The sequence below is a fragment of the Streptococcus suis YS161 genome (genome assembly GCF_002760245.1).
Lineage (GTDB): Bacteria > Bacillota > Bacilli > Lactobacillales > Streptococcaceae > Streptococcus > Streptococcus suis_I.
In genome coordinates this window covers 60,312-74,178 of sequence record NZ_ASCA01000087.1, presented here as the reverse complement: position 1 = coordinate 74,178, position 13,867 = coordinate 60,312, and the positions used below count along the sequence as shown (strand labels likewise).

Sequence of the window (13,867 nt, the reverse complement as noted above, 5' to 3'; positions counted from 1 at the left end):
TATATATATATATATATGCAGTCGCTATCGCTCCCAACATCATCAGCAAAGCCCACGGTGAGCGGTGAGTGACTGTCAGCATGAAAAAGGCTGACAGCGATAGCAAACTCGCCCATCTAGGCGGAATGATTTTCTGAATCTTCTCTAAAAGCATAAACTTCCCTTCTAAATATTAAGACGTTTTTCTTACATACTCCATCAGCTTTGAAACAAGTAAACAAGAGAGTTGGCGTAGAAGCTACCTCCCCATTCTTTTGTCTTTTTCATCTAATCTCTCTTAAAAATATCTCTAGTGTACACCTTATCTGCTACATCATCTAAAACAGCATCGTAGCTCTTAACATTCTCGAAAAACGCAACAGTTTTTCGGATTCCTTCACCAAGGTCAGTTGGTTTTATCTGACCGAATGTTTCGTTATAGCGACTCATATCTAAGTAGTTCACTGGAACATCTGCTGCACGTCCTTCCTTGTATACGACACGCAATTGTACTTCCAGAGTATCCTCAATAATTTTTAATATTTCATTGATACTAGTGCCTTTTCCTGAACCAAGATTGAAAATACGAAAACGAGAATCATTGTCTGAAATAGTTACAATCGCTTTAATAGCATCATCAATATAGATATAGTCTCTAATGACAGAACCATCACCATATACTACAATTTCTTCGTTCTTTAATGCTTTATACGTAAAAGATGTTACCGCTCCCAGTACACCATTGGGTCTTTGATACGGACCATATGGGTTTGCTAGCCGAATAATTCTATAATCAAGACCATGTGCGTAGTGATAGACATACAGTAATTGTTCAATCATTACTTTCTGCACTCCGTAGGAAGTTATTGGTTGTGTCAACGTATCCTCTGAAATAGGGCAATTAGCCACCTTCCCATAAACCGCCCCACCTGATGACACAAAAATAACTTTTTTAATATTGTTTCTCACACACGAATCAAATAACCTTGATGAAAATAGAACATTCTCTTCAATATCTTTGGTAATATGTTGATTAGAAGTTGGATAAACATCAGAGCTAACTAAGTGATAAACAATATCTTGTCCTTGTAAAAGATCGTCCAAATAACTATCCTGATCCAACGGATGCTCTATAATTGACATATTGGGAAGATTTAAGTTAGAAATCTCCTCCAAAAATATCTTCTTCTTATCTACCAAAGTCACATGATTTTCCTTATTTTCTATCAGTTTTAAAGTAAGATTTTTACCAATAAAACTAGCAGCCCCTAAAATCAATATATTCATTATTCACTCCTCAGTTAAATTTTTCTACTAAGCAATGTCACACGCTAAACACTAATCAATAGCCCCTACTGCTAGTAATACTAAAAGACATAGATAATTATCCATCCCAATTCTCACTTGTAGTCCCACTAAGTTTTGGCATGACTGGCTGAAAGAAATCCTTAGATAGAAGATGAATCTCGGTTCTTAACTTAAATACTCAATAAAAATCAAAATTAGACTAGCGACACAAATGCAAACTAAACCGGAGTTCATCAAATCATGTCAACAACGTCCAATTTAGCATTAGAATTCTTCTTTACTAATCCCATCATCCTTGAGACGAGCAAACACGACAGGTAGATGAGGTAGAGTGCCAAGATAAAGGAGACACGATCTCCAGATTCAAAGATGGAGGGTGAGAAACCAAGCATAGCGAGGCTTGCCAAGGCTACAAACCAAAGATACACCAAGTCCAACCGTCTAAAGACCAGATAAAGGGCGTAGGCAATCAAGCAGAGCAGACAGATAACAGCTACTAAAAACAAAGCAGAAACTTCCTGTGTCAGCCAACCAGGAATCAGCTTAACCTGTTTGGCGTAAAATTTTGGATAAGAAAACCAATCCTGTAAAATTCCCAAAGAATTACCGACCTTCATAAAGAGCTGACCAAGGGACAACAGAGCCATAAAAGGTATAAAAATCAAGAAAGGGAATAACTGCTTTTTAGACAGAGGAGTCAGGAAAAGATTTAAGACCAAGAGTAACAAAAAGACAACAAAGAGATGATTGATATTATATAAAAGCGTCTTTCCAACATGAGATAAACCAAGCAAAACCTTGTCTAATACTGTCAATTTAAAAAACTCAGGAAAGTATTTATTTGCTTGCTCAATAGCCCGAACGGATATCCCCGGTGACAAAAGGGCAAAGACAAAGTTACACCCTGTGAGAATGAACAAAACCCAACCAAATGGCGATAGACCCTTTTGCCGCCACCATTCAAAGCCCCAAACAGCTAGAAAAACGACTACTACTTGTTCTTGATTCGTAGCAAAGAGCAGTAAGATACTTGTGACCATATATATATATGGTTTGTTAACTTTTCTTTCTTCGTTGCTACGATAGAGAAGAAAACCGGCTAAACCTGCTGTCACTGGCCATAGGTAGTTTAGATTGGTCATCATCAAGCCGGGAATTAAAAACATCGATATCGGAAGTAGAGCAAAGAACCCCAAGAGAAGAAAAAGGTACTTGACTTTCCTTTCCAAGCTATTGGCTAGTATGATATCCAGCAAGCCAACAAAAACGAGACTATTGAACAAACGGAAGACTACTTTAGGGAGGTGACTAAACACCAAGGCAAAACTTTCAATCACCAAACGATTTGACCATATCTGGTAGCGCTCGACCATAAAGTCCAGACTGAATGGCTTATCTAGCCACCACTTATCGTCCATAATGACTGGATAGGACCATTGTAAGACAAATAATAAAAGGGCAAGTAAGAACAACGTAATAGGGTAGGGATTGGTGTAGAAGCTACCTCCCCATTCTTTTATCTTTTTCATCTAATCTCTCCTAAAAATATCTCTGGTGTATACCTTATCTGCTACATCATCTAAAACGGCATCGTAGCGGTTGGCGATGATGGCATGGCTTTTCTTTTTGAAGCTGGCTAGATGATTGACCACCTTAGATCCAAAAAAGCGGCTACCATTTTCCAAGGTCGGCTCGTAGACAATGACCTGCGCCCCCTTGGCTTTTATCCGCTTCATCACGCCTTGAATAGCACTCTGTCTGAAATTATCCGACTGACTCTTCATGGTCAGGCGGTAAATCCCAATCACCAAGTCTTTCTCATTCTCCTGATTATAGCTTCCATGGTCAGTATAATCATAGTAACCAGCCATTTTCAGCACCTGATCTGCGATAAAATCCTTTCTTGTCCGATTGGCTTCGACAATGGCAGACATCATGTTTTGAGGTACTTCATTGTAATTAGCTAGTAACTGCTTGGTATCTTTTGGTAAACAGTAACCACCATAGCCAAATGACGGATTGTTATAGTGTTGACCTATCCGTGGATCCAAACCGATACCAGTAATAATAGCCTGAGTATTCAAGCCTTTCAACTCTGCGTAGGTATCCAGTTCGTTAAAATACGACACACGAAGCGCTAGATAGGTATTGGCAAAAAGCTTCACTGCTTCTGCTTCTGTCGCACCCATCTGTAGCAGTGGCGCATCATTCAAGGCTGCATGAGCAAGTAAGGCAGCAAACTGGCTAGAAAGCTCCTGAACCTCTTCACTGTCTGTAGCTTCGCAAGATACGATAATGCGTGATGGATAGAGATTATCGTATAGTGCTTTTGATTCTCTCAAAAACTCTGGACTAAAGAGGATACGATCCGTTTGGAACTGTTCGCGCATCCGCTGGGTAAAACCAACTGGCACTGTTGATTTGATGATCATAACCGCCTGCGGATTGACAGCCCTAACAAGGGCAATCACCGCCTCGACATGACTGGTATCAAAATAATTTTTCGCACTATCGTAGTTTGTCGGAGCAGCAATCACGACAAATTCTGCTTCTGCATAGGCCGTCTCAGCATCCAAGGTCGCTGTCAAGCTCAAGTCCTTTTCAGCCAGATAGGCTTTAATATAGTCATCCTGGATGGGAGAACGACCAGCCTGTAAAAGCGCCACCTTTTCCTCCACGATATCTACTGCGGTGACATCATGGTATTGTGCCAGCAGGACAGCCAAGGAGAGGCCGACATAACCAGTCCCAGCCACTGCAATCTTCGCCCGAGAAGGGAGGTCTCGCTCCTTCTTTTTCTCCACATAAAAATCCGTCACATCACATGCCAATGCCTGAGCCAGCAACTCCAACTGAGCTAGACTGGGAGTATGTTCTCCCTGCTCAATACGACTGATGACAGAGCGATTGATGCCTGTCCTATCAGCTATATCTTGCTGTGATAGGCTGTCTTGACGACGTTTGTTTAGTAATGTACTAGCTAAAACTGCTAATGAAAATTGTTTCATCACATCTATCTCCTAACATGATTGATAAAATCTATTATACTATTTGTGACGAAAACAATCAAATCGTGAATTTGTTGCGATATTTATCCACAAAAATGTTTCATTTAAGAACACCATCACCCGAATACTCTTGCTACAAGTTTTTTCGTCAGTTGTCGAAATTCCTGACTCAAGACCCAGTTACAGACAAATAAGAGTACGGCTACATAGACAAGTGCTGCAAGCCCTGGAAGGATAAAATCGAGATAGCTCGAGACCTGAAATGGATATAGAATTTGAAAAGACAAGCCCACCACCACGATAAACAAAGCACCACCAACACTCATCAGAGAAGATTTTTTTCCATCTATATAGAGTATCTCTCGGCTCAGATAGTGATTATTGTAAAATAGGCGGTATAAATTGGCAACGACTGCTGCTACCGCCAAGCCCACCAGACCAACGGATAAAAACAAAACAAGAGACAAGACGATGAGCACTATAGACTCAAAAATAAAACTCTTTCGATTCCTTTCCCAATGCCCAGCCGCCTTAAAAGCATAGGAAGACATCGTCCGTGCATTTTGTAAAAAGTCAGCCACAAGGTAAACATAGGTAAAGACTGGCTGTACATAGTCTGCTCCTGAAAATTTTCTCGCATAGTGGGATAAAAATGCCATGAAGAGACAGGCCGCCACTGTATAGATAAAAACAAACCAATTATGCCAGAGATAGACCTGATGCTGGTAACTCTTTCGCGTTTCCTCGATTGATTTTGTGGCTAACTGATGCCCCAAAACAAAGTCCAGATTATTAAAAGCTGTTATAGCAAGACTGCTAAACATGGATACAAATCTCGTATAGAGCGTAAAAACGGACACCAGCGCTAGCCCATTGAAATACGAAATAATAAAAATAGCACTGGAGTTTCGAGTGGTATAAAGGATATGGTCAATGACCGCCAGAGGGTTATTTTTCAAAGGGATAACTTCTGTCGATTCATTCTTGAGAAAAGGATAGTGTCGCTTCACATACAGCCAGATTAGGATAGGGGTTAGCAAGCCAAGTCCAGCCATCAAGCTCTTATAGCCAAGATAGGAAATTCCAGCTGTTACAGCCACAATCACAGAAAGCTGCGTCACGACCCGTATCCCAATACCGATGCTCATGGATACATAGGACTTCCCATCTGCCCGAAGCAACATCCGATGCTTGCGGCGAAACATATACTCTACAAACGTACCGAATGCTGAAATAAGAGTCAATACAAGTATGGTCCAGTGGTCAAACGGCATCTGGATAATAAAGGGCAAACCAATACCAATCAACAGTGCATACAGCACAAACATCAGCCCCTGTCGTTTAAAGAACTGATCCGCAGAACTCAAAATCGTATTGACTTTCTTATAGTCCTTATCCGCCAAAGGTTTGTAAAGCTGAGCCTGGACAATGGTCGGAACACTAGAGTCAAAGGCAGCAAAATAACCCAGATAGGCTGACAAGGTAACCCCCAAGCCTCTCAAATCTGATCCAAAATGACTGATAATCAACCCCGGAGCAATTAAGCCAAATACAATCCCAACCAGTTGAGAAAGATAGGAGGTTAAAACCGTTCTAAAAATCTTTTTTTTCATCTTTGTTTTCTCAACTTCCATATCTTTCTAGCATACCAATGATATCCTATCGCAAGATGATAGTGGTGTTTGGCAACGAGCTTCACCAGCTTTTTATAGCGGTGAAAAATGGGCATTGTATCTAGATAGTCAACACTCTCTTGAAAGTAAGGAGATTGGCCTAATTGTTTTAAAAATAGATATTTTTCAGTGTAACTTCCACTGCTTCGTAAGCCTTTTTTCAGCAACTTCACCTGATTGCGAAGGGCGACTTCTCGCAGAGATTGTTGATAAATATTTCTCTCTTCCAAAGGATAAGCCTGTAACCGCTCAAAAAGAAGAGCATTGAGATAGCTCCTAATCTGGTAACGCTTGGCTAGCGTGAGTGACATAAACATACTCTCCTCGTATATCCGATGAAAATAAAGATTTTCTCCCAGATAATAGGGCGATTGACATTTTTCAAAGAGGACAATCGTAGGCAAGACATCTCCAAATATACTTGAATCATGCTCGCCACATTCCTCTACTGTAGGAGCTAACTCACATTTAAACGCCTTGTACCACATGGCAGACCCATACTGACTGTAATACCATGAGAGCAAGTCTTTTTTAGCAATCCTCTCAGACGACGTAAAAGGAAAATCCTTACAGGCCACCTCAAAATCTGCCTGCTCTGAAAAATTATATAACACCATATCGGCATGGGTCTCTACTACTAAGTTATAAATCTGCTCCAGACAGTCCTTGCGAAGGAGGTCATCCTGATCAAGACTGACGATATAGTGACCTCTTGAAGCTTGATAGCCCGTCAAACGAGATGCCAGCTCCCCTTTATTGTCCGCATGCGATAGGATACGTAAGGGCTGGTCTAACCGCTCCTGAAACTCTTGGCTGATAGCAACCGTCCTATCTGTCGAACAATCATCCACCAAAACAATCTCAAAATCTTGAAAAGTCTGATAACGACAGGATTCTAAAGCCTGTTCCAGATAATCTTCGCCATTGTAAACAGGAATATTGATCGAAAAAAAAGGTCTGTGACTCATTTTCAAAATAACCTTCTCCAAATTCTTGATAGGTAGGTAGTGAGATACGCTACTGACGCTAAAATAGGGTAACGATGAACTGTAAACCAGCGACGTTGCTGAGGAGTGACTGCATCAAACTCCAGATAGGCCAGGCTCTGCTGAAAGACAGCAGAGGAACGCACATGCCTTAATCGTTTCAAAAAATCAAGATAATTCTTCGCCGTTGAAAGATAGAGAGCAGAAAACCAGCTCACTCGACGTACCATGCTGGACTTTACAACATCGCCGAGTTTTTTGTACTTTTCCTGAAAATAAAGCTCTAGTTCCACTTTTGAGTCAAAAAAATTTGCGTCCAGAGTGTTACTCAAACTATTTGAAACCTGTCGATAAAAATAATAAGCTTCGTCAATAGAAAGTGGTTTCTGAGCATGCTCCATCACATAAGCAGAAACAACCCCGTCCTCACCAATGCCAATATTGGGGAGTTCCTTATAAAAATCAGCAGGCGGGCAAAGCGAACGGTGAAAGACTTTACACCACAATGTCATCAGATTCCCTTTACTAAAAAAAGCATCTAACACTTGCTTAGGGTCTAAAATCTCATCTGTCGGAAAGTGACAAGGTCTTTTTTTCCTTGAAAAATCAGCTTTGATAGAATAATTTGTCAACACTAGATCCGCACCCGTCTTCTGTATCCGCTGAAAGACCCCTTCAAGATAGTCATGTCTCATCTTATCGTCAGCGTCAATACAGAGAATGTAGTTTCCTCTAGCTTTTTCCATCCCTAAAGCACGTGCAACTAAGGGGCCCTGATGAGGAGTTTGAATCAGGGTTATCTGCTTCTCATACTGCTTCTGAAAGTCTGTGACAATCGCCACACTACCATCATCTGACCCATCATCAACCGCTATCAATTCAAAGTCTTGGAGGGTCTGCCCAAATACAGCCTCCAAAGCCTCTACCAGATGAGGCTCAGCATTGTAAATCGGCATGACAATCGAAAAAAAAGGTCTGTGACTCATTTTCAAAATAACCTTCTCCAAATTTTTAATAGATAGGGAACAACATATGCTAACGGGTCTAGGATAGGATAGCGATGAACGGTAAACCAGCGGCGCTGATAGCGAGTGACTTCGTCAAAATTCAGATAGACCAAGCTTTGCTGAAAGACAGCAGAGGAACGCACATGCCTTAATCGTTTCAAAAAATCAAGATAATTCTTCGCCGCTCGAAGGTAGAGAGTGGAAAACCAACTCACACGACGAACCATACTGACTTTTACAACATCGCCAAGTTCCTTGTACTTTTCTTGAAAATAAAGCTCTAGTACCACTTTTGAATCAAAAAAATTTGCGTCCAGAGTGTTACTCAAACTATTTGGAACCTTACGATAAAAATAATAGGCTTCGTCAATAGAAAGTGGTCTCTGAGCATGCTCAATCACGTAAGCAGAAACAACGGCATCCGTACCCGTTCGAAAGTCAGGCAAGTCCTTGTAAAAACCAGCAGGTGGACAAAGGGAACGGTGAAAGACTTTGCTCCACAATGTCCTCAGATGCCCTCTTCTAAAAAAAGTATCCAACACTTCTTGCGAATCTAGTAGCTCGTCCGTTGGAAAGAGGCAGGGACGTTCTTTGTTGGAAAAATCAGCATAGATAGAATAATTAGTCAATACCAAATCAGCACCAGTCTTTTGTATCCGCTGGAAGACCCCCTCAAGATAGTCACGTCTCATCTTATCGTCAGCATCAATGCAGAGAATATAGTCACCTTTAGCCTTTTCCATTCCTATGGCACGTGCGACTAATGACCCCTGATGAGGACTTTGAATCAAGGTCAGCTGCTTCTCATATCGCTTCTGAAACGCTTTGACAATCGCCACACTGCTATCATGTGAGCCATCATCAACCGCTATCAATTCAAAGTCTTGGAGGGTCTGTCCAAAAACAGCATCCAAAGCCTCTACCAGATAGGATTCAGCATTGTAGATTGGCATGATAATAGAAAAAAACGGTTTATTCATCTAGCCTCCCTTTGCAGATACCATTTTCTGATGCGTCCTAACGGAAAATACAACAATAACATTGGGTGTGTAAAACGATGCTTGACAAGATACAAGAATACCTTATCACTAAAACGCAATTTTGCGGAACTCCCAACTGCTATCGCTCTCTTGAAAAACAAAGATTCCTTGATATGCTGAGCATTTTTTAATATATCACTTAAAGGACTTGAGAGCAGTAATCGTTTTCCTGACCAAGAAACACGTCTCATCAAACGTTCCGCCATCTCCACTGGCAAATCGGTCACATATTTTTCATAAAAATACCAATCTGAAAAGGCTACTGAGTCAAAATGTTTTACCGTGTAAGAGTTGCTGAGGCTACTTGGCACAAATCGATAATAATAGAGTGCCTCATCAAGAACAACAACATGATGGATGTTTGAAAAAATAGCTTCAATGGTCACTAAGTCAGAACCACATACTAATCGCTGAAAAGACTCAAAAAAGTGGTCATCTGGTAAAAAACGTGACTGAAAGACCGTACACCACAAGGTCATCAGCACACGATTTGCCAGTATCATCTCTTTCACAACCTCTGGTCCAGTCATCTGACGATGAACATAAGGAGTGTAATCGACATGCTTCTGTGAAAAATCTATCCGACGAGAAGAGTTAATCACCACAGCCTCTGCCTGCGTCTCATCAATTGTTTTCTTTACAAGCTCTAGATAATCTGCTCTCAAAAGATCGTCCGCATCCATACATAGGCAATATTGACCTCGTACTTCTGCCATACCTGTCGCACGTGTCAAAAGCAAGCCCTTGTTTTCAGTATGAGAGTACAAGCGAACTTTTCCCTGATGTAAAGCTACAAACTCCTGACAAATCGTCTCGGACTGGTCAGTCGAGGCATCATTGACCAAAATCAACTCGAAATCCTGATAGGTCTGATGTAATACAGACTCAATCGCTTCTGTTACATAAACCTCGGCATTATAAACTGGCATGACAATTGAGAAAAAAGGGAGAGTTTTCATAATAGCCTCCTTAAACGCTTGTTACACCAATAAATGACAAGAAGCAAATGTAGGATTCGGTAATGCAAGAGTAAGAGAAATAGGCGGTCATACTGTGACAGCGTGTTCTTCTCCACTCCCATGACTTTCCTAAAAACGAGAGATTGACGAATCAACCTTGCTCTATCACACACTTCCTTGAAGGATTTGCTTTTGGACAGTACTTTTTGAGCATACCATAAAAATCTCTGTAGCAAATAACTGTCCATCTTTTCTGGAAATTTCTTATGATACCTATCATACAAATACAAATCTGTCTGGGCACATTCTGCAAAATCTATTTCGTTAAAATTAAAACTTAAGCTAGTAGACACCTGACGGTAATAATAGAGAGCTTCATCTAAAACAATCGCTCTTTCTACCCTTGCCAAAATATGGTGCAAGGTTATCCGATCCACACTCCGAACAAAATGTCCAAAACGCTCATTAAACGCATCATCTGGAATTAAGGAAGCCTTAAACACCAGTTGCCATACAGTTGTCAACTGAGTCTTTTCCAGAAGTAGTTCTTCAATGACTTCCAAACCTGTCATTTGACGATTCAGAAAAGGACTAAAATCTCTTCGCTTGATAGAAAAACCTGCCTCCATCGAAAAATTGATCACCACAGCCTCTGCCTGCGTCTCATCAATCGTTTGCTTGACAAGCTCTAGATAGTCCACACGCAAGACATCATCCGCATCCATACATAGGCAATACTGACCTCGCACTTCTTCCATACCTGTCGCACGTGTCAGAAGCAAGCCCTTGTTTTCTTTATGAGAGTAGAGGCGGACTTTTTCCTGATGCGAAGCGACAAACTCCTGACAAATCATCTCGGACTGGTCAGTCGAAGCATCATTGACCAATATCAGCTCAAAATCCTGATATGTCTGACTTAATACAGACTCAATCGCTTCCGTTAGATAGACCTCGGCATTATAGACTGGTATAACAATCGAGAAAAAAGGCTTAGTCTTCATTGGTCTCCTTTACGTTTGGAAAAAATGGACGGTAAATCACATCCGCATAACTTCCATTGAGAATTGATTTACGATAAAATTTCCAAGAAAATTTCACTATTGGACTTGTCTTTAGCACTTCTTGCCATCGCTTCTCATCAAATGGTTCATTAAAATGAACAGACACGAAATCTCTATTTTCAATCCCAGAAACAATAGGCAGGTAATCAATCACCTCTCGAAACTCAGGATGAAGCCGGTAATGAATATCTTGAAATAAATCAATCGTGTAGTTGATAGGATTATCTACCTGAGCAAAATAATAAAGCAAACAATCACGAATATAGCAAACATGTGGATTTCCCTTCTTTGCAGAAAAACAAAACGAAGTCCACCGCCCTTGCTCTATCCAATATAGATAATAGTTTCTGACACTTTCAATCTGATGTCGAAAGGCAAAAAAATCATTTGCAAACAAATGACTGTCTAATTGGTCAGTGACATAAAGAGTCGCATCCATCCAAACGCCACCATGTTGGGCAAGCAGAGCATAGCGAACATAGTTTGAAAAAGGGGTAAACGCCATCTTTTTTCGTGCCAGCTTATCCAACAAAACCTCTGGAATCGCTAGATAATCAGCCAGATTATCCTTTGTCAGGAGGATATGCTGGTAACCATTTTTCTCCGCAAATTTTTTTTGGCTTTCAATCGCATAGCGACAGACCGCAGGAAGGTCTGCCTTTCCTTGCCACCACAAGGTCCAGATGATTGGTGTTAGGGAGTCAGCTGTATTGTCATTCTCTAAATAAGCAGAAAACGGAGACAAGTGACGAGTAACTGTCTTTTCATAAAAACGTGAATGAACTCGCCACTTTAGACGCGAAAGCTGCATTCCCAAAAAGGAAGATGGCTTTATGGCCTCTTCAGCCCCAAACTTTGTCAGAACTTTAAACAAAGCCATACTCGGCGACTGTCTGAATACAGTCATAAATTTACCGACATTCCTTATCATCTAGCGACAAACTCCTTTTCTATCTTCGTAGCATATACTTATAAAACGCCCTTTGTGCACGTAAAGGAAGAATCCCCATCATCAAGTGAAGAAGATTTACCGATAGGAAATCCCAAGCTGTCATCTCCTGCCGTCGATAGGAAGCATACCGCAACCGTATCAGTTGCAAGAGACTCGTCCAAGATTTCCGCCTTTTCAAGGTATCGCGGTTAAAGCGGAAGTCAAGCAAAATCTCAGGGATATTGGCCGCACGATAGCCATGATGAAGCATCCGCAACCACAAATCCCAATCTTGATTGTAGCGAATGGTAGGATTATATCCACCAACTGCATCAACCGCCGATTTGCGAAACATGACACTTGAGTGATTAAATGGATTTCTTCGTTTCGAAAAATTCACAATCGCCTCGTGATTCAAGGGAACTTTTCGGATACTCAGTGATTCGCTAGTCGTTTCTTCAAATTCTGATACATAACTTCCTACAAGCGAAAGCGTCGGGTCACTTTCAAAACAGCTCACTTGCTTTTCGCACCGCTCCTGTCGTGAGACGTCATCCGTATCCATACGAGCAATCAAGTCTGTCTTAGCAACTGATAAGCCTGCCATCAGAGCTGTAGCCAGTCCCGAATGTTTCTCTAAAGCCACTTCAACAATAGGAATTGATACATTTTTTTTGTAATCATCGATAACATCTTGTAAACTAGCTGGAACAGGTCCATCTTTTACAATGATACATTCCTCTGCTGGGTAGGTTTGTGAAAGCATACTTTCTATTGCCTCACGAAAATGGTCAGGATTTTCTTCCCGCCATACCGCTAATAAAATCGAATACGGCTCCATATTCCTCCTTAAACTATTTTTAGAACCTGCATTTGCAGTTCAGCACTTCTATCTAAAACTCCTTTTTCAGCTACTCATCGTTCGTTTTTTTTCAAAATACAGCCAGTATTTCCTCAAAAACTGCTTTGATTAGCAAAAAATTTTCTTACATAAAAGCACGACACTTGTGAATACAGGTTCTTCATTTTATAGGTTATATTGTATCTTCAAATCATTATCAGTATAATAATTTCCTGATTGAACATCTGAAACTCTTTGGCGAATTTCTTCTTTTAATTGCATAAACAAGCGTTCTTTTTCATCAGAAGATAAATCACTAGTTTTTGTCACAGTCATTTGTTTTATATCCCTTTCGCAAAGGTATAGCTATTTGGAAAGATACGTTTTTTCAATGTTGTACTAACTTATTTATTTTACATTAAAACAAGATGAATAGCAAATTTCCTTCATTCGCTATCTTTTACGCTTATTTCGTCCCCTAAAAGGAAGCAGACTTGATATCAATACTAACGGTGTTATCAGCAAGCAGTACAGGTCAAGGGAGAGACTTGCTTCAGATAGGTATTGTCTGTCCCACTCAACCTTACTTTTCACCTTGTGGACTTGTAATCCTTTCACTTGAGCTAGTCCTGTTAAACCAGGTTTTAAACGATTGACACCATATCTATCTCGAGCATCAATCAAAGCCGTTTCACTCCACAAAGCTGGTCTCGGTCCAACCAGAGACATATCACCTTTTAAGATATTCCACAGCTGAGGAAGTTCGTCTAACTTTGACTTTCTCAGCCATTTTCCCACAGGAGTTACCAGACCTTTCCTAGGTTTTACCTGATAAGTTGGAACATCGCTAGGTACTGTAGCATACATGGTACGGAATTTATAAATGGTAAATGGCATCTTATCTTTTCCAATACGCGTTTGAGTAAACACTACAGGAAATCCTGTATCACAAGCGACAAGTACCCCTACCAAAAGAAAAATAGGAGAAAAGAGTAAGAGCATGAGCACAGCTCCAACAATGTCTATCAATCGTTTGAATACTTTATAAAACAGATGTTTTCTCCTTTCTCACAT

The 13,867-nt window shown here is 40.6% G+C and carries 13 protein-coding genes; all 13 read right to left on the bottom strand.

Going from position 1 to position 13,867, the window contains the following annotated elements:
• Nucleotides 1-267: 267 nt before the first annotated feature.
• The 13 genes from SST111_RS11185 to SST111_RS11130 all read right to left on the bottom strand — a co-directional run bounded on the left by SST111_RS11185 (nucleotide 268) and on the right by SST111_RS11130 (nucleotide 13,822).
• Nucleotides 268-1,266: an NAD-dependent epimerase/dehydratase family protein gene (locus SST111_RS11185; RefSeq protein ID WP_099811436.1), complete on the bottom strand. Its 999-nt coding sequence runs from the start codon at nucleotides 1,264-1,266 to the stop codon at nucleotides 268-270.
• Between the two features lie 254 nt (nucleotides 1,267-1,520).
• On the bottom strand, nucleotides 1,521-2,816 hold the full coding sequence (locus SST111_RS11180) for a DUF6056 family protein (RefSeq protein ID WP_099811434.1): 1,296 nt from the start codon (nucleotides 2,814-2,816) through the stop codon (nucleotides 1,521-1,523).
• Nucleotides 2,817-4,295: a nucleotide sugar dehydrogenase gene (locus SST111_RS11175; protein WP_099811432.1), complete on the bottom strand. Its 1,479-nt coding sequence runs from the start codon at nucleotides 4,293-4,295 to the stop codon at nucleotides 2,817-2,819.
• A 116-nt stretch (nucleotides 4,296-4,411) separates the two neighbouring features.
• Nucleotides 4,412-5,908 (bottom strand): hypothetical protein, encoded by a 1,497-nt coding sequence (locus SST111_RS11170; RefSeq protein WP_142350765.1) that lies wholly within the window; start codon nucleotides 5,906-5,908, stop codon nucleotides 4,412-4,414.
• On the bottom strand, nucleotides 5,905-6,936 hold the full coding sequence (locus SST111_RS11165) for a glycosyltransferase family 2 protein (RefSeq protein WP_142350764.1): 1,032 nt from the start codon (nucleotides 6,934-6,936) through the stop codon (nucleotides 5,905-5,907). Before SST111_RS11165 ends, SST111_RS11170 begins: the two co-directional genes overlap by 4 nt.
• A gap of 2 nt (nucleotides 6,937-6,938) precedes the next feature.
• A complete protein-coding gene (locus SST111_RS11160) occupies nucleotides 6,939-7,940 on the bottom strand; it encodes a glycosyltransferase family 2 protein (protein WP_099811426.1) in 1,002 nt (333 codons plus the stop codon).
• Between the two features lie 2 nt (nucleotides 7,941-7,942).
• The gene (locus SST111_RS11155) at nucleotides 7,943-8,941 is read right to left on the bottom strand and encodes a glycosyltransferase family 2 protein (protein ID WP_099811424.1); all 999 of its coding nucleotides are present in this window, start codon (nucleotides 8,939-8,941) and stop codon (nucleotides 7,943-7,945) included.
• Nucleotides 8,938-9,960 carry a glycosyltransferase family 2 protein gene (locus tag SST111_RS11150; protein ID WP_099811422.1) on the bottom strand — a complete coding sequence of 341 codons (1,023 nt, stop codon included), beginning with the start codon at nucleotides 9,958-9,960 and terminating at the stop codon, nucleotides 8,938-8,940. Before SST111_RS11150 ends, SST111_RS11155 begins: the two co-directional genes overlap by 4 nt.
• Nucleotides 9,957-10,961, bottom strand: a complete 1,005-nt coding sequence (locus SST111_RS11145) for a glycosyltransferase family 2 protein (RefSeq protein ID WP_099811420.1) — start codon at nucleotides 10,959-10,961, stop codon at nucleotides 9,957-9,959. Before SST111_RS11145 ends, SST111_RS11150 begins: the two co-directional genes overlap by 4 nt.
• A complete protein-coding gene (locus SST111_RS11140) occupies nucleotides 10,951-11,952 on the bottom strand; it encodes a capsular polysaccharide synthesis protein (RefSeq protein ID WP_099811418.1) in 1,002 nt (333 codons plus the stop codon). Before SST111_RS11140 ends, SST111_RS11145 begins: the two co-directional genes overlap by 11 nt.
• Nucleotides 11,953-11,971: 19 nt before the next feature.
• On the bottom strand, nucleotides 11,972-12,793 hold the full coding sequence (locus tag SST111_RS11135) for a glycosyltransferase (protein WP_099811415.1): 822 nt from the start codon (nucleotides 12,791-12,793) through the stop codon (nucleotides 11,972-11,974).
• 186 nt (nucleotides 12,794-12,979) lie between these two features.
• The gene (locus SST111_RS12245) at nucleotides 12,980-13,129 is read right to left on the bottom strand and encodes a hypothetical protein (RefSeq protein ID WP_180274067.1); all 150 of its coding nucleotides are present in this window, start codon (nucleotides 13,127-13,129) and stop codon (nucleotides 12,980-12,982) included.
• A gap of 117 nt (nucleotides 13,130-13,246) precedes the next feature.
• Nucleotides 13,247-13,822, bottom strand: coding sequence for a sugar transferase (locus SST111_RS11130; RefSeq protein ID WP_257211910.1), 576 nt, complete (start codon nucleotides 13,820-13,822; stop codon nucleotides 13,247-13,249).
• Between the last annotated feature and the right edge of the window lie 45 nt (nucleotides 13,823-13,867).